The sequence below is a fragment of the Actinosynnema mirum DSM 43827 genome, from assembly GCF_000023245.1.
Taxonomy (GTDB): domain Bacteria; phylum Actinomycetota; class Actinomycetes; order Mycobacteriales; family Pseudonocardiaceae; genus Actinosynnema; species Actinosynnema mirum.
Genome location: NC_013093.1, coordinates 4,214,685 through 4,240,390, shown reverse-complemented (window position 1 = coordinate 4,240,390; position 25,706 = coordinate 4,214,685). Strand labels below are relative to the sequence as shown.

General features: G+C 74.4%; 20 protein-coding genes. 16 read left to right on the top strand and 4 right to left on the bottom strand.

Annotated features, from left to right (window positions below):
* Window positions 1-189 precede the first annotated feature (189 nt).
* From AMIR_RS18050 to AMIR_RS17995, 12 genes are all read left to right on the top strand, one after another.
* Entirely contained in the window at window positions 190-1,095 is a 906-nt protein-coding gene (locus AMIR_RS18050) for an alpha/beta hydrolase family protein (protein ID WP_015802399.1), read from the top strand.
* The gene (locus tag AMIR_RS18045) at window positions 1,092-2,795 is read left to right on the top strand and encodes an aldehyde dehydrogenase family protein (protein ID WP_015802398.1); all 1,704 of its coding nucleotides are present in this window, start codon (window positions 1,092-1,094) and stop codon (window positions 2,793-2,795) included. Before AMIR_RS18050 ends, AMIR_RS18045 begins: the two co-directional genes overlap by 4 nt.
* Window positions 2,796-2,961: 166 nt before the next feature.
* Complete coding sequence (locus tag AMIR_RS18040; protein WP_015802397.1) at window positions 2,962-3,456, top strand: hypothetical protein; 495 nt, start codon at window positions 2,962-2,964, stop codon at window positions 3,454-3,456.
* A complete protein-coding gene (locus tag AMIR_RS18035; RefSeq protein WP_015802396.1) occupies window positions 3,453-4,439 on the top strand; it encodes a bifunctional lysylphosphatidylglycerol flippase/synthetase MprF in 987 nt (328 codons plus the stop codon). Before AMIR_RS18040 ends, AMIR_RS18035 begins: the two co-directional genes overlap by 4 nt.
* A 36-nt stretch (window positions 4,440-4,475) precedes the next feature.
* The gene (locus AMIR_RS18030; RefSeq protein ID WP_015802395.1) at window positions 4,476-5,423 is read left to right on the top strand and encodes a ferritin family protein; all 948 of its coding nucleotides are present in this window, start codon (window positions 4,476-4,478) and stop codon (window positions 5,421-5,423) included.
* A gap of 33 nt (window positions 5,424-5,456) precedes the next feature.
* Window positions 5,457-7,103, top strand: coding sequence for an aldehyde dehydrogenase family protein (locus AMIR_RS18025; protein WP_015802394.1), 1,647 nt, complete (start codon window positions 5,457-5,459; stop codon window positions 7,101-7,103).
* Window positions 7,100-8,230 (top strand): acyl-CoA dehydrogenase family protein, encoded by a 1,131-nt coding sequence (locus AMIR_RS18020; RefSeq protein WP_015802393.1) that lies wholly within the window; start codon window positions 7,100-7,102, stop codon window positions 8,228-8,230. Before AMIR_RS18025 ends, AMIR_RS18020 begins: the two co-directional genes overlap by 4 nt.
* 158 nt (window positions 8,231-8,388) lie before the next feature.
* Entirely contained in the window at window positions 8,389-9,669 is a 1,281-nt protein-coding gene (locus AMIR_RS18015; RefSeq protein ID WP_015802392.1) for an aspartate aminotransferase family protein, read from the top strand.
* 13 nt (window positions 9,670-9,682) lie between these two features.
* On the top strand, window positions 9,683-10,153 hold the full coding sequence (locus tag AMIR_RS18010) for a type II toxin-antitoxin system RatA family toxin (protein ID WP_015802391.1): 471 nt from the start codon (window positions 9,683-9,685) through the stop codon (window positions 10,151-10,153).
* Entirely contained in the window at window positions 10,150-11,847 is a 1,698-nt protein-coding gene (locus AMIR_RS18005; protein ID WP_015802390.1) for an FAD-dependent oxidoreductase, read from the top strand. The genes AMIR_RS18010 and AMIR_RS18005 overlap by 4 nt, the downstream gene beginning before the upstream one ends.
* Window positions 11,844-12,539: an ABC transporter ATP-binding protein gene (locus AMIR_RS18000; protein WP_015802389.1), complete on the top strand. Its 696-nt coding sequence runs from the start codon at window positions 11,844-11,846 to the stop codon at window positions 12,537-12,539. Before AMIR_RS18005 ends, AMIR_RS18000 begins: the two co-directional genes overlap by 4 nt.
* A complete protein-coding gene (locus AMIR_RS17995; protein WP_015802388.1) occupies window positions 12,539-15,049 on the top strand; it encodes an ABC transporter permease in 2,511 nt (836 codons plus the stop codon). The genes AMIR_RS18000 and AMIR_RS17995 overlap by 1 nt, the downstream gene beginning before the upstream one ends.
* A 55-nt stretch (window positions 15,050-15,104) precedes the next feature.
* Here the strand turns inward: AMIR_RS17995 and AMIR_RS17990 are convergent, their stop codons facing one another.
* Window positions 15,105-17,279 carry an extracellular solute-binding protein gene (locus tag AMIR_RS17990; RefSeq protein WP_015802387.1) on the bottom strand — a complete coding sequence of 725 codons (2,175 nt, stop codon included), beginning with the start codon at window positions 17,277-17,279 and terminating at the stop codon, window positions 15,105-15,107.
* A gap of 152 nt (window positions 17,280-17,431) precedes the next feature.
* Window positions 17,432-18,118: a TetR/AcrR family transcriptional regulator gene (locus AMIR_RS17985; RefSeq protein ID WP_015802386.1), complete on the bottom strand. Its 687-nt coding sequence runs from the start codon at window positions 18,116-18,118 to the stop codon at window positions 17,432-17,434.
* Window positions 18,119-18,217: 99 nt separating this feature from the next.
* Between AMIR_RS17985 and AMIR_RS17980 the strand changes: the two genes are divergently transcribed.
* Complete coding sequence (locus tag AMIR_RS17980; RefSeq protein ID WP_015802385.1) at window positions 18,218-19,138, top strand: NAD-dependent epimerase/dehydratase family protein; 921 nt, start codon at window positions 18,218-18,220, stop codon at window positions 19,136-19,138.
* A 6-nt stretch (window positions 19,139-19,144) separates the two neighbouring features.
* On the opposite strand, the gene AMIR_RS40385 is transcribed toward AMIR_RS17980, so the two are convergent.
* On the bottom strand, window positions 19,145-19,522 hold the full coding sequence (locus tag AMIR_RS40385; protein ID WP_162945379.1) for an ATP-binding protein: 378 nt from the start codon (window positions 19,520-19,522) through the stop codon (window positions 19,145-19,147).
* A gap of 263 nt (window positions 19,523-19,785) precedes the next feature.
* On the opposite strand from AMIR_RS40385, the gene AMIR_RS17970 reads away from it, so the two are divergent.
* Complete coding sequence (locus AMIR_RS17970) at window positions 19,786-20,973, top strand: PP2C family protein-serine/threonine phosphatase (protein WP_015802383.1); 1,188 nt, start codon at window positions 19,786-19,788, stop codon at window positions 20,971-20,973.
* 72 nt (window positions 20,974-21,045) lie between these two features.
* Here AMIR_RS17970 and AMIR_RS35875 read toward each other — a convergent pair whose 3' ends face one another.
* Window positions 21,046-21,537 (bottom strand): SSI family serine proteinase inhibitor, encoded by a 492-nt coding sequence (locus AMIR_RS35875; protein ID WP_015802382.1) that lies wholly within the window; start codon window positions 21,535-21,537, stop codon window positions 21,046-21,048.
* 638 nt (window positions 21,538-22,175) lie between these two features.
* Here AMIR_RS35875 and AMIR_RS17960 point away from each other — a divergent pair.
* Window positions 22,176-22,514 carry a DUF5132 domain-containing protein gene (locus AMIR_RS17960; RefSeq protein WP_015802381.1) on the top strand — a complete coding sequence of 113 codons (339 nt, stop codon included), beginning with the start codon at window positions 22,176-22,178 and terminating at the stop codon, window positions 22,512-22,514.
* 69 nt (window positions 22,515-22,583) lie between these two features.
* The gene (locus tag AMIR_RS35870) at window positions 22,584-25,472 is read left to right on the top strand and encodes an ABC transporter ATP-binding protein (protein WP_015802380.1); all 2,889 of its coding nucleotides are present in this window, start codon (window positions 22,584-22,586) and stop codon (window positions 25,470-25,472) included.
* Window positions 25,473-25,706: the final 234 nt, after the last annotated feature.

The window sequence follows — 25,706 nt, the reverse complement described above, 5'->3', positions numbered from 1 at the left end:
GTCGCGCAACGATCTTGATAACCCGCTGTGCCCGGTCGGTCGCCACCCGCGAACGACTGCGGGCCAGGCAAAACGGGTTCCGGTGGACGCGGCGCGCGCTTCCTCGGGACGCGTCCTTCCCACGCCATTCCCCTTTTTCAGGACCCGCTGTTCCCTTATCGGGGACGTCGCCGAGGTGGAGGCTCGCCAGTGCCCGATCGCGCGAACGTCGGCGAGACCGGCGCGAGAGCGCTCGTGCTCCCCGTCGCCGGGGGCCACCAGCTGTGCCTGCGGGTGTTCGCCCCGCTCGCCGACGACCCGGCCGCCCCCGTCCTGGTGATCGTCCCGGCCATGGGCATCACCGCCTCCTACTACGACCCGTTCGCGGAAGCCCTGGCGCACCAGGGCTTCCCGGTCGTGGCCTGCGACCTGCGCGGCCACGGGGCCAGCGTCCCGGCGATCTCGCGCCGCTCCCGGCACGGCCAGCAGGACGCGGTCGCCGTCGACCTGCCCGCGATCGTCGCCGCCGCCCGGCGCGAGTTCCCCGGCAGGCCACTGGTCCTGCTCGGCCACAGCATCGGCGGCCAGCTCGCCACCGCCTACCTGTCCAGGCCCGAGGCCGACGCCGACGGGCTCGCCCTGATCGCCTCCGGCACGCCCCACCACCGCGTCTACCCGCCGCTGCGCGCCCTGCGCGTGCTCCTGGGCACCCAGGCCGCCGCGCTGCTGGGCCGCGCCTGGGGCTACTTCCCCGGCGACCGCGTGGGTTTCGCGGGCCGCGAGTCGGCGGGCGTCGTCCGCGACTGGGCGCGCTTCGCCCGCACCGGCAGCTTCCGGCCCGACGGCGCCGACCTCGACTACGAGCGCGCCATGGCCGCCGTGGACGTGCCGGTGCTGGTCGTCTCGGTCGAGGGCGACCTCATGCACACCCCCGCCGCGATGGCCGCGCTCACCGCCAAGCTCGGCGCCGGGCGCGTCACCGAACGCCGCTACACCGCGGCCGACGCGGGGCAACCGCTCGACCGCTACCGCTGGGTCCGCGTCCGGGGCCCGCTGCCCACCTGGGTGCGGGACTGGTGGCGCGACCACGACGACACCGGAGGCGCACGGCCGTGACCGATCGGGACGAGGCGATCGCCGCCCTGGCGACCACGAGCGGCCACGCGGGGGAGTGGGCGGCGCTGCCCTTACAGGACAAGCGCGACCTGCTGCTGCGACTGCACGAGCGGGTCGGCCGCGTCGCCGACGAGTGGGTGCGGTTGTCCTGCGACGCCAAGGGGATTCCGCTCGGCGCGCCCGTGGAGAGCGAGGAGTGGCTCGCGGGCCCCTACGCGCTCCTGCGCTACGCCGCCGCCCTCGCCCGCACCGTCGACGCCCTCGCCGCGGGCCGCAGCCCCCTGGACGGGGTCGTCGTGCGCCACCGCCCCGACGGCAGGCTCGCGCTGCGCGCCCTGCCCGGCGACCTGTCCGACCGGTTGACGCTCAACGGTTTCAGCGCCTGGACGTGGACCACGCCCGGCGTCACCGAGGAGCAGCTGCGCGACCGCGCGGCCCACGCCCTGCGCGAGGGCCGGGTCGCCTGCGGCGCGACGCTCGTGCTCGGCGCGGGCAACGTCTCCGCCACCGCCCCCACCGACGTGCTGCACGCCCTCTACCACGGCAACGCCCCCGTGGTCTGCAAGCTCAGCCCGGTCAACGACTACCTGCGCCCGGTGCTGCTGGAGTGCTTCGCGCCGTTCACCGAGCGCGGGTTCGTCGCCCTGGTCACCGGCGGCGCGGAGGTCGGGGCCGCGCTCGTGGCCGACGACCGCACCGCCGCCGTCCACATCACCGGCAGCCTCGCCGCCCACGACCGCATCGTCTTCGGCGACGGCCCCGAGGGCGAGCGCCGCAAGGCCGACCGCGCCCCGGTGCTGACCAAGCCGATCACCAGCGAGCTGGGCGGCGTCGGCGCGACCGTGGTGCTGCCCGGCCCGTGGACCAGGGCCGACCTGCGCCACCAGGCCTGGCACACCGCGACCCAGAAGCTCACCAACAACGGCTTCAACTGCACCGCCTCCCAGATCGTGGTGCTGCCGCGCGACTGGGACCTCGCCGACGCGTTCACCGCCGAGCTGCGCGCGGCCCTGCGCGCCACGCCCGCGCGCCCGGCCTACTACCCAGGGGCCGAGGACCGGCTCGACGCGGTCCTGAACGCCCACCCCGACGCCGAGGACCTGGGGACCGGCCACCGCAGGCTGCTCGTGGACGGGCTCGACCCCGACGACGCCGAGGAACCCTTCTACCGCACCGAGTTCTTCGCCCCGGCCCAGGGCATCGTGCGCCTGCCCGGCGCGCCGAGGGACTACCTGCGCGCCGCCGTCGACCTGTGCAACACCACCCTCTTCGGCACCCTCGGCGTCAACCTCCTGGTCCACCCCGCCACGATCGCCGCGCTCGGCCCGGACTTCGACAAGACCCTGGTGTCGCTGCGCTTCGGCGCGATCGCCGTCAACACCTGGACCTCGCTGGGCTACCTCACCCCGCAGGTCGCCTGGGGCGGGTTCCCCGGCCACGAGCCGCACGACGCGGGCAGCGGCATCGGCCGCGCCCACAACGCCCTGCTGGTCGAGGACACCGAGCGCACGATCCTCACCGGGCCGTTCCGCCCGGCCCCGAGATCGCTGCTGCGCGGCGAGCCCTCGGCCATGCCGCTGCCGCCGTGGTTCCTCAACAGCCCCACCGGGCACCGCACCGCGCGCCTGCTCACCCGGTACGCGGCGCAACCGGGACCGCTGCGCCTGGCCTCCGTCGCGCTGTCCGCCGCGCTGCCCTGACCACCGCGCCCCGACGACCCGCGCCCCGACGACCCGCGCCCTGACGACCCGCGCCCCGACGCCCTGACGGCCCGCGCCCCGACGCCCTGACGGCCCGCGCACCACCGCACACACCCACACCCGGTCCCGCCGCGCTCCGGGCTGCCCAGAAGAGGAAGAAACCCCCGTGGACCACGTCAACCACTTCGACACCAAGGCCACGTACTGGATAATGCGGGCCGAGTACCTGGTCGGGTTCATCGCCTGCGTGGTGCTCGCCCTCGTGCACTTCGGGGACATCCGGTGGTGGGCGGCGATCCTGCTGTTCTTCTCCATCGACGTCATCGGCTACTACCCCGGCGCGATCGCGTTCAAGCGGGCCAAGGGCGGGCCGATCCACAAGGCCTACTACGTGCTGTACAACACGATGCACAACTGGTTCGCCGCCGCCGCGCTGGCCGGCCTGTGGGTGCTGGCGTTCGGCGTCGAGTGGGCGCTGCTGGCGATCCCGCTGCACCTGTGCGCGGACCGGGGCCTGCTGGGCAACACGCTCAAGCCGTTCAGCGTCGCCTTCGAGCCCGAGCCGCTGCCCGCGTTCCAGTCGTTCATCGCGCAGGTCACCGGCAAGCAGCAGCACCGCCCGGTCCAGGACCCCACGCCCGCCGAGGCCTCCGCCGCGTGATCACCACCGACGACGCGGAGATCCTCGCGTCGCTGCGCGAGCACAGCGACCACCCGAGCGGTTTCCTCGCCTACAACGGGAAGACCTCGCACTTCCGCGGCGAGAACGTCCCCGGCACGGTCGCCTACCGCAGGGGCCGCCGCCACGTCGTGCAGCTGTGCGGACCGCTCACCGGCGCCGAGCACCGCGCCGCGCTGCTCGCGCAGTTCCGCGCCTGGGCCGCGTCCGAGCGGCTGCGGATCTGCGCCGTGCAGCTCTCCCGCGCCGACGCCGAGCTGTACGCGGGGCAGGGCTTCGCGGTCAACCAGCTCGGTCGCACCTACAGCGTCGACCTGGCCGCGTTCACCACGAAGGGCGGACCGCTCGCCAAGGTCCGGCAGAACATCGCCCGCGCCAAGCGGGACGGCGTCACCGTCGCCGAGAGCGCCTCCCAGGACGACCCGAGGCTGTCCGAGATCGACGCGAGGTGGTTGCGCGCCAAGGGAAGGCACGTCAAGGAGCTCGACTTCATGATCGGCGAGCGCGGCGGCCGGGGAGCCGCCCACCGCCGGATCTTCGTCGCGAGCGTCGGCGAGCGCCCCGTCGCCTACATCTCCTACTCCCCGGCGTTCGGCGGCAGGCCCGGCTGGCTCTACGACCTGACCCGCCGCGACCCGGACTCGCCCGTCGGCACCATCGAGCTGGTCAACCTCCAGGCGCTGCAGACGTTCCAGGCCGAGGGCGCGGGCTGGCTGCACCTGGGCCACACCCCGTTCGCCGGCCTCGACGCGGCCAACGAGGTGCCCGGCGCGGCCAGCGGCGCCGTCACCCGCGTCGCCGCGCTGATCGCCGAGCACGGCAAGGCGCTCTACCCCTCGCGCACCCAGGAAGCGTTCAAGCGCAAGTGGGCCCCGCACGTGGTCGAGCCCGAGTACGTCGCCTTCGAGGGCGGCGTCTCGGTCCCCTCGCTGTGGAACCTGCTCCGGCTCACCCGAGCCATCTGAAGAACAACCATCACCACCACGAGGAAAAGAACAACCATGAGCGACGAGATCAGGCCCGAGGTCGACTGGGACCGCACCGTCCCCGTGCTCGAAGGCGCCCGCACCCTGGAGCTGACGCCCGAGTCCTGCGACCTCCAGTACTGGCTCGACGAGGTGGCGGGCAGGCTGCTGCGCCGCATCCCCAACGGTCACACCCCCGACGCCGTCGTGCCCGAGCAGGTCCTCAAGCCCGGACCGCTGCGCGACGCGCTGATCCAGGAGTTCGCCTTCCGCACCATCGCGGAGGAGAAGGTCACCCGCGCGCTCGGCCACCTGGTCGCCGCCGCGCCCAACCGGGTCATGACCGAGTTCTTCTCCACCCAGCTGCTCGACGAGGCCCGGCACGCCCGCGTGTTCCGCGACCACATCATCGAGGTCGGCGTCCCCGAGGCCGAGGTCGACGACGTGATCACCGAGGTCGCGGGCAAGGCCATCGAGACCGTGCTCGACCCGCTGGAGGCGTTCGGCGTCTCGGTCATCCGCGACCAGGGCGACTTCTACGGCGGCGTCATCACCCTCACCATCCTCGTGGAGGGCGTGCTCGCCCCGTTCGGCGAGCTCAGCGAGCGCAAGTGGGTCGAGCTGGACCCGGCGGGCGCGGAGATCGAGCGCGGCGCGGGCATGGACGAGATCCGCCACCTGTCCGTGGGCAGCAGCGTCATCAAGCGGCACCTGCAGGAGCAACCCGGTGAGCGGATGCGCGTCCTGGAGCTGATCCAGCGCGGGCGCGCCCTGTGGGAGGGGCTGCCGATGCAGCCGGTGCTGTTCCAGCGCGAGTCGCTGTTCCAGCAGGGCCTGGAGGAGTGGGGCCACCTGATCCCCGAGTACGAGGTGTGGCCCGGCCGCAAGCTCGTCGACACCAGCGCCGAGGAGCGCATGATCACCGCGTCCACCTGGTCGCAGGAGACCCAGGACGTCCGGATGCGCTACATGGGCCTGGTCTAGGCCACCACCCCCGATCAGGACAGGTTGACGACCGTGGAGTCCTACCCCTCATACATCGCGGGCCAGGACGCGCCCGTGGACAAGTGGCTGTACGCGATCGACGCGTCCAGCATCTTCGACGACGCCTTCGGCGCGATCCGCCTCAAGCGCGACCTCGCCAAGGGCGCCGAGCCCGACCCGACCGACGCGCGCATCGTGGGCCGGGTCGCGCTCAGCACGACCGAGCAGACCCTGGAGGCGCTGCGCGCCGCCCGCGCCGCCCAGCCCGAGTGGGGCGCCTGGTCGCTGGAGCGTCGGCTGGAGTTCGGGGCGCGCGTGCACCAGCGCATCAAGGACCGCAGCGACGAGTTCGTCGAGGTCCTCATCGCCGAGGGGCACCCGCGCAGGCTCGCCCAGTGGGAGGTCGCCGGGGTCATCCAGTGCTCGTCCCCGGAGACCTTCGCGGCCAACGCGCGCATGATGGAGCACCGCGAGCGGATCGGCGACCGGGAGATCCGCCTGGTGCGCAAGGGCGACGGCGTGGTGTGCCTGAGCCCGCCGCAGAACGCGGCGGCCTCCAACTCCATGCTCGGCGTGCACGCGCTCGCCGCGGGCAACTCGCTGGTCGTGAAGGCCCCGCGCAGCGCCCCCTACGGCGTGGCGTGGGCCTGGCGCGAGCTGGTGGCCTCCGTGCTGGAGGAGATGGACGCGCCGAAGGGCGTGCTGAGCATCGTCAGCGGCGTGCCCAAGGTGCTGCTGGACCAGTGGTTGGCCAGCGACGACGTCGACGACATCTTCTTCTTCGGCAGCAGCGAGCGCGGCATCGAGATCGGCAAGCGCTGCGTCGAGGCGGGCAAGAAGCCGGTGCTGGAGCTGGCGGGCAACGACGGCGTGCTCGTGTGGCGCGACGCCGACCTGGACAACGCGGCGCTCGCCATCTCCGAGTGCTTCTACGGCTCCAGCCAGATCTGCATGGTGCCCAAGTACGTCATCGCGCACCCGGAGATCGCCGACGAGCTCGTCGAGCGGCTGGTCAAGCTCGTCGCCGACATCCGGCCCGGCCGCCCCGGCGACCCGGACGTGCTGCTGTCCCCGGTGCTGCGCACCGGTGACTTCTCGGCCGTGCTGGACGAGGCCGTCGCCGACGGCGCCGTGCTGGTCAGCGGCGGCCACCGGATCGCCGAGGACGGCACGCGCGACTCGTCCGGGGTGTTCCTGGAGCCGACCCTGCTGCGGGTCGACGGCTACGAGCGCGCGGAGAAGACGCGGGCCGTGCGCGAGGAGACGTTCTACCCGCTGCTGGCGCTCGTCGTCCCCGAGCAGGCAGGTCCCCAGCAGACGGGCTCCGGGCAGACGGACGAGGCCGCGTTCGACGAGGCGCTGCGGTTCATGAACGCCAACCCGTACGGGCTGCGGAACTCGCTGTGGAGCGAGAACGCCGAGCTGGTCGAGCGGTTCTGCGCCCGGCTGGACAACGGCGGCATCCTCAAGGTCAACGACAGCCACCTCGGCTTCGTGCCCGGCATCCCCTCGCACGGCGGCAACGGCCTGTCCGGCGGCCCGTTCGGCGAGGCGAACTTCCCGATGCTGCGCACCAGCCACCTGCAGGCCGTCAGCATCGCCACGAACGTCACGCCGAGGGCGCGCGTGTTCGAGAGCGCGCTGCCGCCCGCCGACTCGGCGGCCGGGGGCGCGCGGTGAGGTTCCTCCAGCGCGAGCACGACACCCTGGAAGCGCTGCTCCCCGGCCTGGACAAGGCGTTGGGCGCCTTCACGCTCAGCGAGCTGGAGCAGCGCGGCGGCCCCGGCATCGCCGCGCTGCGCGAGGCGGGAGGCTCCGGTCTGCTGGTGCCCGCCGAGCACGGCGGCCTCGGCGCGAGCGCGCGGGACGCGGTGCGCGTCACCCGCGCCATCGCCACCCGGTCGCCGTCGGTCGCGGTGGCCGCCACGATGCACAACTTCTCGGTGGCCAGCCTGGTGACCCTCGCGGCCACCAGCACCGGCTTCGAGTGGCTGCTGCTCGACGCGGTCGCCCGCGACAAGCGCATGATGAGCAGCGCGTTCGCCGAGGGCCGCACCGGTCAGGGCGTGCTCACCCCGACCATGTCCGCGCGCCGGGCCGAGGGCGGCTGGCTGGTGTCCGGCAGCAAGAAGCCGTGCAGCCTGTCGGCGTCGATGGACCTGATCACGGCGAGCGTCGCGCTGCACCACGAGGACGGCACGACGGGCCTGGGCATCGCGGTCATCCCGGCCGAGGCGCCCGGCATCAGCGTGCGGCCGTTCTGGAACTCGCCGGTCCTCGCGGGCGCGGAGAGCGACGAGGTCGTGCTGGCGGACGTGCTCGTCCCGGACGAGCTGGTCGTCAAGCCGGTGCTCGACCCGGAGACGAACCTCGACGACCTCAACACCACCGGGCTGATCTGGTTCAACCTGCTCGTGTCCGCGGTCTACCTGGGCGTGGCCAGCGCGCTGGTCGCCCGGCTCCTGGACTCCGGCCGGGGCGACGCGGCGACGCGGGTGGACCTGGTCTCCGACCTGGAGTCGGCGGCGTTCGCGCTGGACCGGGTGGCCTGGGGCGTGGACACCGGCTCGGTCGGCAACGACGCGCTGGCCGACGCGCTCACCGCCCGCTACAGCCTCCAGCGCACCAGCAGGCGCGTGGTCGGCACGGCCGTGGAGCTGCTGGGCGGCATGGCCTTCGTGTCGTCCCCGGACGTCGCGCTCCTCGCGGCCAGCGTGCACGCCCTCGCGTTCCACCCGCCCGGACGGCTGTCCACCGTGGACGCCATGGAGCGCTACCACGGCGGGGCGCCGCTCCGCGTCGACTAGGGCGGGCCGGGGTCGAGCGCACGGCCCCGAGCCGCCACCGGGGGCGCCACGCCACGGCGCCCCGACCGGGCCCCGCACCACGGGGCCCGACGCCCACCGGGGCCGCGCGACGACACCGCCGCGCGGCCCCGCCCCCTGCCCCCCGAACCACGGGAACCATGGACACCACCACGCAAGGCACCACGCACCACCAGGACACCACCGGCGGGGACCTCCTCGCCGCCTACCGCGCCCACCTCAGCGCGGGCCGCGCCTCGCTCGGCGAGATGTTCGGCGGTTTCTGGGAGACCGCCTCCAGCGGCGCCACCGTGCGCACCTCCGACGGCGAGAGCTTCGTCAACTGCGCGGGCTACGGCGTGTTCATCCTCGGCGGCACGCACCCGCACGTCACCGAGGCCGTCGTCGCCCAGGTCCGCGCCAACCCGCTGGCCACCCGGCTCCTGCTGGAGCCGGTCAGCGCCGCCGCCGCGAAGGCGCTGGTCGACGTGTGCCCGCCCGGCCTGAGCAAGGTGCACTTCGTCGGCTCCGGCACCGAGGCCACCGAGACCGCCATCAAGATGGCCAGGGCCAACGGGAAGCGGCGGCTGATCACCACCGCCAACGGCTACCACGGCAAGACCCTCGGCTCGCTCAGCGTCACCGCGCGGAGCGTCTACCAGGAGAAGTTCCAGCCGCTGCTGCCCGACGTGACCGTCGTGCCCTACGGCGACGTCGACGCCATGGAGGCCGCCCTGCGCGACGGCCCGCCCGCCTGCGTCATCGTCGAGCCCGTGCAGGGCGAGGGCGGCGTGGTCTTCCCGCCCGACGGCTACCTCGCCGCGCTCGGCCGCCTGCGCACCGAGCACGACGCGTTCCTGGTGATCGACGAGATCCTCACCGGCCTGGGCAGGCTCGGCCGCTGGTGGGGCCACGACCCCGAGGCCGTCACCCCGGACGTGATGCTGGTCGGCAAGGGCCTGTCCGGCGGGGTCGTCCCGGTCGCCGCCGCCGTCGCCACGCCCGCGGCCTACGCGCCGTTCGACAAGGACCCGTTCCTGCACACCTCCACCTTCTCGGCCGCACCCGTCGCCGCGGCCGCCGCGAAGGCCGCGATCGAGGCGATCGTCATGGAGGACGCGGTCGCCAAGGCCGCCAAGCTCGGCGCGGAGCTCAAGCACCGCATCGCCGAGTCCGCCGCCCGCACCTGCCCGCACCTGGTCGCCGAGGTGCGCGGCGAGGGCCTGCTCATCGGCGTCGAGATGCGCGACCCCGGCCTCGCTGGCGAGCTGGTGCTGGAGCTGATCGACGGCCGCGTGCTGGTCAACCACTCCATGAACAACTCGCACGTGCTGCGGCTGACCCCGCCCGCCACCATCACGGCCGACGAGCTGGACCACGTCGCCACCACCTTCGACCGCGCGCTGTCCACGCTCGCCGGGCGCTTCCCGGCGAGCAGCTGAGAGGAGAGAAACCGTGCAGACCGTGCGGATCGAGGCCCACGTCCCCGGCGGCGTCGCCACCGAGGTGTACGAGACCGTCGTCGACTTCACCCGCTACCCCGAGCTCGTCGAGACCGTCCGCGAGGTCGTCGCGGAGCCCGCCGCCGAGGACGGCTCCATCACCAGCCACTGGGCGGTGAACTTCCGCAACGGCGTCCTGCGCTGGACCGAGGTCGACACGTTCGACCGCGAGGCGCTGGTCAGCCGCTTCACCCAGACCACCGGCGACTTCGACGTGTTCGAGGGCCAGTGGTCGGTGACCCAGGACGGCGGCGACGCGTTCGTGGTGTTCCACGCCGAGTTCGACTTCGGCGTGCCCACCCTGGCCAGCATCATCGACCCGGTCGCGATCCGGGTGCTCACCGAGTCCATGCAGGACATCCTGCTGGGCCTGTTCGACGGCTCGGTCAAGTTCAGCCACCCCGAGCGGGCCGCCGCCCGATGACCGACGCGGCCCCCGCGCACGACCACGACGTGCTGGTCGTCGGGTCCGGTTTCGCCGGCGCGGTGACCGCGCTGCGGCTCACCGAGAAGGGCTACCGGGTCTGCGTCCTGGAGGCGGGCTACCGCTTCGCCGACGCCGACTTCCCGAAGACCTCGTGGCGCCTGCGCAAGTACCTGTTCGCGCCCAGGCTGGGGCTGCGCGGGTTCCAGCGCCTGCACCGGCTCGGCCCGCTCGTCGTGCCCGCGGGCGCGGGGGTCGGCGGCGGGTCGCTGGTGTTCGCCAACACCCTGTACGAGCCGGGGCAGGGCTTCTACGACGACCCGGCGTGGTCCGGCGTCACCGACTGGAAGTCCGAGCTGGCCCCGCACTTCGACCAGGCCCGGCGGATGCTCGGCTCCGCGGTCAACCCGACCACCACGCCCACCGACCGCGTGATGCGGTCGGTGGCCGAGGACATGGGCGCGGGCGGCACGTTCCGCCCGCTGCCCGTGGCCGTCCACTTCGGACCGCCGCAGGAGGTCGACGACCCGTACTTCGGCGGCGCGGGCCCCCGGCGCTCCGGGTGCCGCGAGTGCGGCGAGTGCCTGACCGGCTGCCGGTACGGCGCGAAGAACACCGTGGTGAAGAACTACCTGCACCTGGCGGAGAACGCGGGCGCGCAGGTGCGCGCCGAGAGCACCGTGACGTCCGTGCGCCCGCTCGACGGCGGCGGCTACGCGGTGCAGGTCGTGCGCACCGGGGCGTGGTTCGCCCGCCCGACCACGCTCACCGCCGAGCACGTGGTGCTCGCGGCAGGCGCGCTGGGCACGCAGCGGCTGCTGCACCGCATGGTCGGCGACGGCTCGCTGCCGCGCACCTCGTCCCGGCTGGGCAGCCTCACCAGGGCGCCGTCCGACCTGCTGGCCGCGACCGCGCCCGAGGTCGGGGCCGACGACTACAGCACCGGCGTGGCCGCGACCTCGGCGTTCCGCCCCGACCCGGACACCCTCGTCCAGGCGGGCCGCTACGGCAAGGGCTCCAACTCCATGGGCCTGGCCACCACCCCGTTCGTCGACGCCGTCGGCAGGGGACCGCGCTGGCTGCGCTGGCTCGGCGCGGTAGCTCGCGACCCCGTCGCGGCGGCCCGGTTCCTGGACGTGCGCCGCTGGTCCGAGCGCACGATCATCGTGTTCGTCGTGCGCACCGGCGCGGGCACGTTCACCGTCTCCCGCAAGCGCGGCGGCGGCCTCACCGCCCGCCGCGACCCCGGCGCGCTGCCCACCGTCACCTCGCCGCTGGTCGCCGACGTGCTGCGGCGCACCGCGCAGCGCATGGGAGGCGCGCCCGCGGGCACTGTGCCGGGCCTGGGGCACGTGCCCGTGGTCCTGCCGTTCGTCGGCGGCTGCCCCATCGGCGAGACCGCCGAGACCGGCGTCGTCGACCCGTACCACCGGCTGCACGGCCACCCCGGCCTGCACGTCGTGGACGGCTCGGCGGTCACCGCCGACGCGGGCGTCAACCCGTCGCTGACCATCACCGCCCAGGCCGAGCGCGCCATGTCGCTGTGGCCCAACAAGGGCGAGCCCGACCCCCGTCCCGAACCGGGGCAGCCCTACCGCAGGCTCGCCCCCGTGCGCCCGCACGCCCCGGCCGTCCCCGCGCACGCCCCCGCCGCGCTGCGCACCACCCCCGACGCCACGGAGGCGACCCAGTGACCACCGGCCCAGTGCTGCGCGCCGAGGGCGTGAGCAAGGAGTTCGGGCGCGGCGAGACCGCGACCAGGGTCCTGCACGACTGCGACCTGGAGGTCCGCGCCGGGCAGACCGTGGCCATCGTCGGCAAGAGCGGCAGCGGCAAGTCCACGTTCGCCAACTGCCTGTCCGGGCTGGACGAGCCGACCACCGGCACGATCACCCTGCTCGGCCACGACCTGGCCGCCCTGGACGAGCCCGCGATGGCCAGGCTGCGCGCCGAGCACATCGGCTTCGTGCTGCAGAAGGACAACCTGGTGCCGACGCTCACCCTGGAGGAGAACGTCGCCGCCCCGCTGATCATGTCCGGAACCCGGCTGTCCGCCGCGCTCGCCAAGGCCCGCTCCGCGCTGGACGAGGTCGGCCTGGCGCACCGCGCGGGCAGCTGGCCCGGCCAGGTCTCCGGCGGCGAGGCCCAGCGCGCCGCCGTGGCCAGGGCGTGCGTCAACGACCCGGCCATCGTGTTCGCCGACGAGCCGACCGGCGCGCTCGACGAGGAGAACGGCCTGCGCGTGCAGGAGCTGTTCCGGGCCGTGGTGCGCGAGCGCGGCGCCGCCAGCGTCATCATCACCCACGACCTGGACCTCGCCGCGTGGGCCGACGTCGTCGCCACCATGACCGCGGGCACCGTCGTGTCGCGGGCGCGGGTCTCCTGATGGCGCTCGACGCGACCAGGCTGGTCGCCCGCTCGCTCACCCGCAGCTGGTACTTCCGGCCCGCCCGGCTGGCCGCCGCCGTCGCCGCGGGCATCGCGGGCGTCCTGCTCACCACCGCCGTGCTGGTGGTCTACTTCGCCGTGCAGGACGCGCTGCGCGGCGCGCCCATCACCGCCGTGCGCGACGGGATCGTCGGCGTCGAGGCCAAGGCCCCCGGCGGCATGACGCCCGCCGTGGTCCAGCGGGTCCGCGACACCGGCCTGCCCGCCACCTCGATGCTCGTGGTCAGCGCCAGCCGCGTCGAGGACGGCGGTGAGTCCACGCCGGTGCTGGTCTTCGGCGTCGACGCCGACCTCGCGGACTACGTCGACGACGACCTGGCCCGCCGCACCAGGGACCGGCCGCTCGCGGCGGACGAGGTCTACCTGGCCGCCGACTACGCCGACCCGCGCGGCATCGGGGCGGGCGACCGGATCCGGATCGGCGGCACCAGCGGCGTGCGCACCTGGACCGTGGCCGCCGTGCTGCCCGGCGAGGTCGCCAACCGGGGCTCGGTCGTCATCGCGCCCAGACCCGTGGTGGCCGAGGCGTTCGGGCGCGGCGAGCGCTCCGACGCGCTCCTGGTCGACCCCGGCGACCGCGACCGGGCAGGCGTGGTCGCGGACGTCACCGACGCCGTCGACGGGTCCGCCGCCGTGAAGGAGCCCGGAGACCTGCTCTCCGGGTACCGCAAGGCGTTCCAGACGTTCCTGACCATCCTGAGCATGTTCGCGGTCATCGCCGTGCTCACCGCCGGGGTGGTGCTGTTCCTGACCTGGCGGCTGGCGCTGGACGACGCGCGGCCCGCGCTGGCCAGGATGCGGCTGACCGGGGTGCGCACCTCGCACCTGATGCTCGGCTCGGCCGCCGTCATGGCGCCGATCCTGCTGGTCAGCTACGCGGTCGGCGCGGTCCTCGGCGTGCTCGTCGGGCGCGACCTCGGCTCGTTCGCCAGGCAGATCACCGACCTGAGCCAGCAGGCCGTCACGCCGGGCACGCCGTGGCAGCTGCCCGCGCTGGGCGCGCTGGTCGCCGCGCTGCTGATGTTCGCGGCGGCCTGGGTGTCCGGGGTGCGGCGGTTCACCAGGGTGCGGGCGATCGAGGCCGTGTCCGGCAGGGGAGAGGTCGCGGTGCTGCCCGGCGGCGCCCGCACCCCGGCGCTGGTCGGCGTGGGACTGCTCGTGCTCGGCGCGGTGGCGGTGCTGCTCGGGCCGGAGGGCGTGCGGTCGGCGGGCCTGGTCCCGCTGCTGGGCGGCGCGGCGCTGCTGGCCGTGGTGCTGCCCGTGCTGGTGGGCCTGGGGCTGCGCCGGGGCGAGCCGGGACCGGTGCGGCTGGCCGTGGCCAGGCAGCTCCAGCTCGGCTGGCGGCGCAACGCCGCGCTGTGCGTGACGTTCACCGTGTCCGTGGTCTCGGCGGTCGCGATGGCCGGGGTGTCGATCAGCATCAAGAGCGAGGTCGCCTCGTCGGTGGAGCGCTGGACCGCGGGCGACCTGTTCGTCCAGGCCGCGCCGCTGGGCACCAACCTCGGCAACGAGACCCTGCCCGCCGAGCTGCGCGAGGAGCTGGTGCGGGTCGACGGGGTCGAGGCGATGACCACGTTCTCGTTCGGCTACGTCGAGGTCCGGGACCGCAGGGTGCAGGCGTGGAGCTGGGGCCGCGAGGACTCCGACCGGCTCACCGCGCTCACCGTCACCGACGGTCCCGCCGACGTGCTCGACCACCTGGACGACACGCACATCGCGGTGTCGGTGAACTACGCCGACGCGCAGGGCGTCGGGGTGGGCGACGTGCTGGAGGTGCCGCTGCCCGGTGGGCACCGGGACGTCAGCGTCGTCGCGGTCGTGGACGACTCGGCCTCCGACGGCGGGATGCTCGTGGTCAGCCCCGAGCTGTGGGCGGAGATGACCGCGTCCAGCCAGATCTACGCGTTCTTCACGAAGGTCCGCGAGGGCGCCGACGTCGAGGCGGTGCGCGACGGGCTCGCGGCGGTGGTCGCCGAGGAGCACCCGAGGGCGAAGGTCGTGACGCAGCAGTTCCTGCGCGACACGGTCGCCAACATCACCGCGCGGCTGGTGAGCGCCTTCGAGGTGTTCGCGTGGGTGATGTTCGTGCTGGCCGTCCTGATCGGCGCGGCCACCCTGGCGTCCGGCCTGGTGGAGCGCAGGAGGGCGAACGCGCTGCTGCGCCTGAGCGGCGGCACGGCCTCCGGGGTGCGCAAGCAGCTCGTGGCCGAGGTGGTGCTGATCGCGGTCGGGTCCGTGGTGGTGTCGCTGCCGGTGGGCTGGCTGGCGATCGTGGCCCTGCTCGACGCCCAGGCCGTGCAGAGCGGCATCCGCCCGGACCCGGAGATCCCGGTCCTGCTGAGCGCGGTGAGCCTGCCGCTGGTGGTGGCGTGCATGGTGCTCGCGCTGCTGATCGCCAACCCCGGCAAGGCCAGCACCCCGCTGCGGGACCTGCTGGCGCAGGACTGAGCGGGGCGCTTCGAGGGCCCGTCCGCGTCGCGGGCGGGCCCTTTCGCTCAGGGGGTCACCAGCAGGACCCGTTGACCCACCTGTGGGAGCGGATGATCACGCCAGGCCACCCCTCGGCCTGCTGCCCCCGCAGGACGTAGTACGCGGTGCTGCCCCCGTAGTTCGCCTCGGGGTAGAGGCACACCCTGTCGTAGGCGGTGTTGCGCCCGTTGTTGTAGACGGACCACACCGCGCTGCCCGACGACCACGAGCAGGTGGTCGGGGCGTACCACCAGTCGTTGTCCCTGTTGGTCCAGCTGCAACGGCTCCCGCCCCCGACGCCGTTCCACGCGCACAGGTCGCCCGCCGTGCACGACAGCGCCTGCGCCGACACGTCCTGCTGAACTGGTGCGGCCACGGTCACCGGCGCCTCCACCCGCGTGGCGGATCTGTCCACCGAGCCGGGTTCCGCGCTCGCGGACACCAGCGACGACAGCAGCGCCACGACGGCGACGAACAACGCGGTCAAGGTCCTTCGCATCATCACTCCAACGGTCTCGGTCGGTGCGTCGGCCCTCAGCCTGGCGCGCCCACCGCCCGTCGGAGCGGACTTTCGAACCCCTTCGAAACACCGTTCCCGCCCGCCGCGAAACCCCCGCCCCACCCGCGTCTGATCACCCGCGCCGGATCGCCCGCGCAGCACGTCCGCCAGCTTCCGCGCGGTCTCGTCCGGGATCGAGTCCTCCGGCGCCACCACCTTCTCGACCGCCTCCCGGAAGAGCTTGCTGAACTCGGTGTACCGCTCGGTCCTCGGCCGGGGCCTGGCGTCCTTGAGCGCGGTGCGCACGTTCGCCAGGTGCCTGCTGTCCGACAGCTCGTACACCGACGTCCGGCTCGGCGCGAACCCGCCGACCTCGGCCAGGATCTGCTGGCTCTGCGTGCTGGTCAGGAACTCCAGCAGCGCCTTCGCCGCCTTCGGCTTCGCGGTGTGCCGGGAGATCGCCAGGTCCTGCCCGCCCAGCACGCTCGGCGCGGGCTGCACGGCGCTGTCGAACCCGACGTGCGTCGTGCTCGGCCTGTCCTGCCTGCCCGTGAGCTGCCGGTGGGTGACGGCCCAGTTCCGCAGGAACGCGGTCCGCCCGTCCGCGAACAGGGTGAGCGCGTCCTCGGCCCCGGTCTCCTCGGGGCGCACGCCCCGCGGCACCACGCCCTCGGTCCTGGCCATCGCGTTGAGCTTGCGCATCCCCTCGTAGTCGTCCTCGGTGAACTGCACCCTGCTCCCGTCCGGGGTCAGGGTGACCTCCCCGTCACGGGTGACCACGTTGCCGCCCGCCGCCCAGATCGCCTCCAGCGCCTCCACGGTGAGCATCTCCTCGGCCAGCTGCGGCGCGTCGGCCGCCTCCAGCCCGCCGTGCGCCCTGGTCGCGGCGGAGCCGGAGTGGCCGTCCCAGCTGGTCGGCACGACCAGGCCGGGGACGTCGGTGCGGTGGTAGAGCAGCCGGACGTCGGTGTTGAGCGGCAGCGCCCACAGCTTCCCGCCGTCCTGGCAGGTGTCGAGCACCACGGGCAGGAAGTCGGCCGTGCCGCCGCCGATCGTGGACCCGTCCAGCTCGCGCAGGTGCCCCTCGCCCGCGAACTCCGGCAGCCACACCACGTCCAGCAGGTACACGTCCGCGCGGTGCGGCCCGTCGGGGCGGGCGTCGTCGAGCATCCGCTCCCGCTGCTCGTCCGTGGCCCCGGCGGCGTCCACCAGCCTCGCCGGGGTCTCGGGGTGCGCCTGGTTCCACTGCTCCAGCAGCACGGCGCGCGGGTCGCTCGGGCTCAGGTCCTCGCCCGCCATGAGCCACAGCTCGCCCTCCTCCAGCGCGGTCGCGTCCGTGTCGGGAGCCGGGGCCAGCAGGGAGCCGCCGACGCCCAGCACGAGCACCGTGACGACCACGCCGACGGCCTTGAGCGGGCGCAGCGCCCTGATCACCCGCTCGGCGACGGCGGCGAACACCCCGGACCAGCGCCAGAACTCCTTGACCGCCCCGGGGAGCAGGGTGATCAGCACCCCGGCGAGCACCAGCATGACCCCGGTCGCGCACAGGTGGAGGACGTCGCCCGCCCGCCACCGCTCGCCCACGTCCGCGGCCAGCCAGGCGGACACCGAGGCGACCACGGCGGTCACCACGGCGAACAGGGCGATGAGCAGCACCCGCCGCCGGGGTCTGCGGCCCCTGGGCCGGTCGGGCAGCTCGAGATCAGCCATGTCGCTCCTGTCCGGCAGCACCGGCGAACAGCGCCCACGTCGGCGGGCGGGCCCCGCGCCGGCGTGCTCCGCGATCACCGGTACAGCACAGGTGCGCGACCGGCCGACCGGGATACCGCCGCCCCGGACGGTCACCCGACCGGGCGAGGCCGTCAGCCCGGAACCCGCCGCCGCACGTCGGCCGCCAGCGACCGCACCGCTCCCCGGAACACCTCCGCCTGCAGCGGGGCCAGGAAGTCGAAGTGGCCGAACGCCTCCAGCACCACCAGGCCGTGCAGCCTGGCCCACGCGTCCAGGAACAGCGCGGCGGCGGGCGGCGGCAGCTCGCCCCTGGCCTCCGGGGGCAGTTCGGCGAGGCGGGCGCGCAGCTCCGGGGTCAGCTCGGGCGCGTCCGCGCGGGCCAGCGCCTCCTCGGCGCAGCCGTCGAACAGGGCGGCGCGCAGGACCGCCGTGACCTTCCTGGCGGCCTCGGTGGTCGGGCCCTCGTGCGGGGCGCGGTAGTGCGGCAGGGGAGTGCCGTAGATCAGCTGGAACTGGGCCCGGTGCTCGATCGCCCACGTCCGGAACGCCTCCGCCACGGCCGGGAACGGCTCCGGCGGCGCGGCGTCCAGCGCGGTCCGCACGGCCGCCGCCAGGTCCTCGTACGCCTCCACGATCAGCGCGGTCAGCAGGTCGTCCCGGCTGGGGAAGTAGTGGTAGAGGGCCTGCACGGTCATGTCCAGGTCGCGGGCCACCGCCCGCAGCGCCAGCCCGGCGGGCCCGTGCTCGGACATCCGGGCCTTGGCCGCGTCCAGGATCTCGCGGGTGGCGGCGGCCCGCCTGCGCTCGCGCAACGACATGCGCGCAGGTTAGCAGCAGTAGGAAAATCTAACACTGCCAAATTCGGTTAGAGGTTGTTAGTTTCCTGGTGCACCCAGCAACCAGGAAGGCGAACCACCATGTCGCAGCACCACCTCGTCGTCGGCGCGGGCCCCGTCGGCCGCCACGTCGCCGCCCTGCTCGCCGACGCGGGCGAGCCGGTCACCCTCGCCAGCCGCTCCGGCCGCGCCACCGGCCCCGCAGGCGTCGACCACCTCGCCCTCGACGCCTCCGACGTCGACGCGCTCACCCGCGCCGCCGAGCACGCCTCGGTGCTCTACAACTGCGCCAACCCCGCCGACTACACCCAGTGGGAGCGCGTCTGGCCGCCCCTCGCCGCGTCCCTGCTCACCGCCGCCCAGCGCACCGGGGCCGTCTACGCCATCACGGACGGGCTCTACGCCTACGGCCCGGTCGACGTGCCCATGCGCGAGGACCTCCCCGAGGCCGCCACCGACCACAAGGGCGTCCTGCGCGCCCGGATCTGGGCCGACGCCCTCGCCGCGCACCGGGCCGGGCGCGTGCGCGTCGTGCAGGTCAGGGGCTCGGACTACCTGGGGCCCGGCGTGGGGGCCAACGGGCACGTCACCCGCGTCCTGCCCGACGCCCTGCGCGGCAAGCCCGTCCTGATGATGGGGCGCACCGACCTGCCGCACGCGTTCACCGACGTGCTCGACGTCGCCCGCACCCTCGTCGCCGCCGCGGCCGACCCCACCGCCCACGGGCGCGCCTGGCACGTGCCGTCCAACCCGGCGCTGTCCCAGGAGCGGGTGCTCTCCGACGTGCTGCGCGCGGCCGGGAAACCACCGGTCAAGGTGCGCGGGCTGCCGATCGCGGCGCTGCGCGCGGTGGGCCTGGTGTCGCCGATCATGCGCGAGATGGCCGAGGTCGGCTACCAGTGGACCCGCCCCTACCTGCTGGACGACACCGCCGCGCGCGAGCACTTCGGCATCGAGCCGACGCCGTGGGACGAGGTCTGCCGCCGGACCGCGCTGGGGTGACCCGGCTCACGGGAGCGGCATCCGGGCCCAGACGACCTTCACGTCGGCGCCGCGCCGCACGCCCCAGTCCACGCACAGGGCCTGCACCATCCGGATGCCGTTGCCCCGGAACTCGCCCAGCGTCGACGTCCCCAGCAGCGGCGACCGCTCCGGGCTCGCGTCGCTCACCTCCACCACCAGCTCCGCGCCGCGCTCGTCGTGGACCTCGCGGCGCAGGACCAGCGTGCGGGGCGGCTCCGCGTGGTCGCAGGCGTTCGCCGCCAGCTCGGTCGCCACCAGCCGCACGTCGTCCACGAAGTCCGGGTCGTGCCCGACCAGCAGCTCGCTGACGCGCGCCCGCGCCGCGCCCAGGTTCTCGCAGCGCAGCGACGCGTCGACCTCCACCCGTCCGGTGGTGCGCCCCGGCTCCAGGTGGGGCCGTCTCCCGCCGTCCCGTGGGGTGGGGACGGCGGTGGGTTTCCGGGTCGAGAAGTGCGAGTAGGTCACGGGGCCGTGTTCCCGCGATCGCGTTCGGTCACACCACGCGCCGCCGGGCTCACCCCTGGCGGTGACGCGGGTGCGGCGTGTGGCGCAGTCGCCTGCGCGGTGTTCACGTTCCCGGCGGGTACCGTCCGGTGGGTGAATCCCCGTCGGGTGGCGCCACGCCCATGACCACCCCTCCCGCCCCGGACGGCGCGCTCGACCGGGCCGCCCTGGAGCAGCTGCCCTACGGCTTCGGGCTGGCCGAGCGCACCAGCTCCGACCCGGACGCGCCCGCCGAGTTCCGGCTGGTGCGGTTCAACACCGCGTCCGCCGTGCACGCCGGCCTCGGCGCGGGGCAGGGGCGCACGCACCGCGAGCTGATGTCCGAGGTCGAGGCCCGCGAGTGGACCCTCCTGTGCGAGCAGGTCTGGCGCACCGGCGAGACCACCCGCCGCACCCGGCACCTGCCCGCCGGCGACCTCGACATCGAGATCACCGCCTACCCGGTCGCCCACCCGTCCGGCGCGGACGGGACCCGCTACGTCGGGGTGCTGGCCGCCGACGTCAGCCCGCGCACCACCGAGCAGGCCATCCGCGAGCGGGAGCAGCGGCGGCTCGCCGAGGTCGCGATCACCCTGCAGCACGCCATCCTGGGGCCGACGGACGGGCTGCCCGCCCAGGTCGCCGCCCGCTACCGGCCCGCCGTCCCGCAGGGCGAGCCCGCGTTCACCGGGCCGGGGCACCCCGGCGGCATCGGCCTCGGCCCGGTGCTCCAGGTGGGCGGGGACTTCCACGACGTCGTCGCGCTGCCCGGCGACCGGTGCGCGCTGCTCGTGGGCGACGTCGTCGGCAAGGACCTGGCCGCCGCCGCGATCATGGGGCAGCTGCGCAGCGCCGCGCGGGTCCTGCTGCTCCAGGACAAAGGGCCCGCCGCCGTGCTGACCGCGCTGGACACCTTCGCCGAGCGGCTGCCCGGAGCGCTGTGCACGACGGTGCTGTGCCTGGTGGTGCACACCGGGACCGGGCACGTGGACTACGCCTCGGCCGGGCACCTGCCCGCGCTGTGCGCGCACGACGGCGGGTACCGGGAGCTGGCCGACGGGCTCGGGCCGCCGCTGGCCGCGGTGCCCGGCGCGGTCCGGACCCCGGCGAGCGCGCTGATCCCGCCGGGGGCGACGCTGCTGCTGTACACCGACGGGCTCGTCGAGCGGCGGGACCGGGACCTGGACGAGGGCATCACCCGCGCGGGGGAGGTGCTCGCCGCTTCGGCGGGGGTGGACGTGGAGGAGCTCGCCGACCTGCTGCTGCGCGAGCTGCCGCCCGCCGTCCCGCCCGACGACACCGCGCTGCTGGTCTACCGGCACCGGCCGTGACAGGGGGGCGGCGGTGACCGGACCTGCCGGGTGTCCGGCGGCGCCGATCGCGTCGACGCCGCCGGTCCGCGCTCAGAACCGGAAGACCGCACGGGTCGCCGTGAACATCTCGCACTGGTCGCGGTAGGTCTTGTTCCACTGCACGGAGCGGCCGTCGTAGGTGCCGCTCATCGTCGCCGTGATCGAGCCGCCGCCGGGCGCGCACCGCTGCGTGTCGCGCCGCATGTTCGCGATGTTGCCCTGGACCGCGGCCAGGTCGGAGCACGCCTGGTCGCCCTTGGGGTGCAGGTGGCCCGAGGGGTCGGCGGGGCAGGACAGCCGGACCGCGCGGTACCAGGTCGACTGGGCCCCGGACAGGCTCAGGGTGTAGCGGGTCGCCCCGGCGGGCGCGTTGGCCTTGGCGCCGGTTGTCCCTGTGCCGCTCGTCCCGGCTCCCTTCGCCGCGGTCCCCTTGACCACGACCGTTCCGCTCACCGCCGTGCCGCTCGCGCTTGCCTGGGGTGCGAGGAGCGTGGCGCAGGCGATCATGCCGACCAGCACGGCCACCGAGTTCTTGATGCGCATCGACGTGCCCTTTCCTACCTGTGAGGGGGTGCCGGTGGGGAGGGGCGCCCGAGGGGCCTGCCGACGAGGGGAAGCGCGCTGATCCTGACAGCGCGCACACGGCACATGCGTTTTTTGCGGAACAAACCGCCCGTTCGGGGCTTCCTGTAGGCAAAATAAATACAAAGCGCCGATGTGTCGAGTTCGTTGAGTCACCGATATGTGGGGCGCGCGGGCGATGGTCCGCCGTTCTCCCGCGCCGGTCCTCGGCGTGCTCTTCGGGGTCGGCAGTCCGCATTTTTAGGATCTCCCGATCCGGTCGTGCAGGTGGTTGCGTCGTCACGAGCAGGTGATATTCAGGGGGCAAACTTGCGTTGTCCGTGACCGCTTGTCCGTCCATCGAGTGACAACCTGACCTGCTGTGTGACCCCTTCGGGGAGTTTTTTCCGCTTTTGGCTCACAATGTGGTGTGCAACCCGGCTTCGGCCCCGAGCGCTTCTGAATCGCTCCGATAGCCTTCGTGTGCAAGTGATCGGCCCGACCGTGAGAGAGCGGTCAGGGCGGCGTGCCGAGCCCCTTCGGGAAATGTTATTCAGGTTTTTCCGACGAGCCCGGCCACCGTCCGTCACCGACGCGAGACGAGAGGAACCCGGATACCGATGCCCGCTCCCTTCCTGTCCCCCTTCCTGGTCGGCCTGCTGGCGGTCCCGGTGGCCAAGCGAGTCGTGAAGCCGCTCGTGCGCGGCGTGCTGAAGACCTCCATCGGCGTCGCCATCGAGGCCCGCCGCGCCGCGCAGGTCATCGGCGAGGAGCTCCAGGACATCGCGGCCGAGGTGTCCGCCGAGATGACCGCCGCGCAGATCATCGACGTGGACGTGCCCGCCCAGGGCACGGCCTCCGCCGACACCGCCAAGGCGCGCCCGGCCGCCACTCCCGCCGCGCCCCCGGCGACCGCAGGCGCGGCGACCGCGGGCGCGACCCCGGCCAAGGCCCGCTGACCCGGCCGCCGCACACCCCGAGACCGCCGGACCCCTTCCGTCCGGGAACCGCTGGAGATCAGCCCCGCCATGACCTCTCTGCTCGTCGCCGCCCCGAACACCCCCGTCGCCGCCCCTGGCCCGAGGGTGCGCTCGGCCGTCCCCGGCCGCCAGCGCTGGGACGTCCCGCAGGTGCTCAGGCGCCCCGTGACCGCCCACGCCGTCGAGACCGCGCTGCTCCGCCTGCCCGGCGTCACCACCGCGCGCGCCAACCCCACCACCGGCCGGGTCCTGGTGCTGCACGACCGCCCGCTCGACGTCACCGAGGTCGCCCGTGCCCTGCGGGTCGCCGTCACCATCGCCGCGCGCGTGGTGGCCGACCGCATCGCCAAGGCGACCGCGGCGCACGCTGGCCCGACGGGCGGCGATCCAGCTGGCGATGACCCGACGGGCGGCGATCCGGCGAACGGCGACCTGGCGAACGGCGGCCCGATGGGCGGCGCTCGACCGGGCGCAGGCTCGACGGGCCGCAGCGGAGCGGGCCGAGGCCGCGCCGGTGCCGTCCGGGCTGGAGCTGCTGCCGGCCGGGCCGGTGGTGGTCGGGCAGGCGCCAGCGGTGCAGGCGCCGGTGGCGGCCGTGCCAGTGGTGATCAGGCCGCAGGTGATCAGGTCGCACCGGTCGGCGATCAGCCGGAGCGCGGCGCCTCGGCTGCCCGCGCGGCCGGTGCGGTCGACAGCGGCCGGTCGACCGCCGTGGTCGTGCTCGCCGCCGTGGCCGCGCTGGGCAGGAGCATCGGACGTGCCGGGCTGGGCGGGACCACCGGCGCCGGATCGGGCGCGAGCGCCACGCCGGGCGACCGCGCCGCGCTGGAGCAGTCCACCACGCGGGGCGGCGCCGCCTGGCTTGACCGGTTCGCCGCACGGGGGAGTGGGACCGCCGCACGTGGGACCGCAGCGCGTGGGACCGCCGCACGTCGTGCTGCCGTGAGCGGCGTCGCCGTGGGTGGTGCCGCGCGGGGGAGCGGTGGCACCGCGCCGGACCGGTCCACCGGGGGCGGGTCACTCGGTCCAGGGTCCACCGGGCTCGGGTTCGCCGTGGGCGCCGCGCTGCGCCGACCGGTCGCGCTCGTCGTCGCGGTCACCGGGCTGGTCACCGCCGCGCTGGGCCGGGCGGTCCGGGCCGTGCTCGCGCCGCTGCGCCGCACCGCCCTGGGCGGGCGCCTCGCCGCCCACCCGCTCGCCAAGATCATCCGGTCGCACCGGGGCGCGCTGGCCAAGGCCGCCACGCTGTCGGTGCTCTGCCAGTTCGCCGAGCTGTCGCTCGGCGTGCTCCTCGGCTGGGTCGCCCTGATCCTGATCAAGGGCGAGTTCGCCCTGCTGACCACCCTCGGCGTCGTGGGCGCGAGCACCCAGCTGTGGGTGCTCGCGGGCGCCGCCGCCGTGGCCTGCGGGGTCGTCGCGGGTCTGTCCTACCTGTCCGGTCTGCGGTGGCGCGCGCTCGGGCAGGCCGTCCGGAACGAGTGGCGCGCCCGGCTGCACGACCACGCGCAGCGCCTGGAGATGCGGCACATCCAGCGGGAGCGCCCCACCCGCGTCGCGGGCGTGCTCGCCGACGACGTCGACCAGCTCGGCGCGTTCTTCGCGGGCCCGGCCGCGGGCGCGCTGCAGCTCGCCACCAGCGTCCTCGTGCTCGTCCCGGCGTTCCTGCTGTTCGCGCCGACCGTCGCCTGGGTCGCGTTCCTGCCCATGCCGCTCGTCGCCGCGCTGTCCCTGCGCCACCGCGACCGCTCCACCGCCGACCACGCCGACTCCGGCGAGCACCGCGCCCGGCTGCGCAGCAGGCTCACCACGAACCTGGAGGCCGCCGCCACCGTCAAGTCCTCCTGCGCGGAGGACCACGAGGCGCGCGAGGTCCAGCGGCTCGGCCGCGAGTGCGCCGAGGCCGAGCGGCGCACCAACCGGCACGGCATCCGGCACAGCGAGGGCGTCCGCGCCCTCACCACCGCCTCCATGACCGGCACCCTGCTCGTCGGTGGCCGCCAGGTGCTCAGCGGGGCGGTCCCGTTCGAGGTGTTCAGCCCGCTCATCGGCCTGCCCCAGCAGGTGATCCTGCGGCTGTCCGGCCTCGGCACGACCGTCGACCAGTACCAGCGCACCCTGTCCGCGTTCGACCGCGTCCAGCACCTGCTGTCCCTGCCCGCCGAGCCCACCGGCGGTCGCAGGCTCGCCCGCGACGCGGTCAGGGGCGAGATCGTGCTCAACCGGGTCTGCTACGCCTACCCCGGTCGCCCGCGCGTGCTGCGGGAGCTGTCGCTGCGCGCGGAACCCGGCCAGGTCACCGGCATCGTCGGCGCGACCGGCTCGGGCAAGACCACGATCGCGAAGCTGCTGACGCGCTTCCAGGAAGCCGACTCCGGCGAGGTCCTGCTCGACGGCCACGACGTGCGCGGCCTGCACCTGCCCGACCTGCGCGCCGCCATCGGGTTCGTCGCCCAGGACGCCCACCTGTTCGACGGCACGATCGCGGACAACATCCGCTACGGCGCGTTCTCCGCCACCGACGAGCAGGTCAGGGCCGCCGCCCGCACCGCGGAGGCGCACGAGTTCGTCGAGGCGCTCCCGCTGGGCTACGACACGCTGATCGGCGAGCACGGCGCCGCGCTGTCCGGAGGGCAGCGGCAGCGGATCGTGCTGGCCAGAACGGTGCTGCGGAACCCGCCGGTCGTGGTCCTGGACGAGGCGACCTCGGCCGTGGACAACAAGACCGAGGCCGCGATCCAGCGCGCGCTGGCCCGGTTCTCCAAGGGCCGCACCACGATCGTGATCGCGCACCGGCTGTCCACCATCCGCAACGCCCACCGCATCCACGTCCTGGACAAGGGCGGGGTCGTCGCCGAGCAGGGCACCCACGACGAGCTGCTCGCCAGATCGGGCCTCTACGCCTCCCTGTGGCAGCTCCAAGCGGGCGCCAAGCCGTGACCAGCCTGACCAGCCCCGACTGGCTCTGACCGGGTCCCGGTCCACCGCCGCCCCTGATCAACCGCTGTTTCCGATGCTCCGCCCCCGGTCCGCCGCTGTCCCCGGTCCACGGCTGGTCCCACCCCGCCGCAGGGCCCCACCACTCCCGCCCCTCCGCCTGATCGGCGCTCACAGGTCGTCGCGCACCCGCTCGACGTGCACCAGCTCGGCGCGCACCCCGTGAGCCCGGTGGCG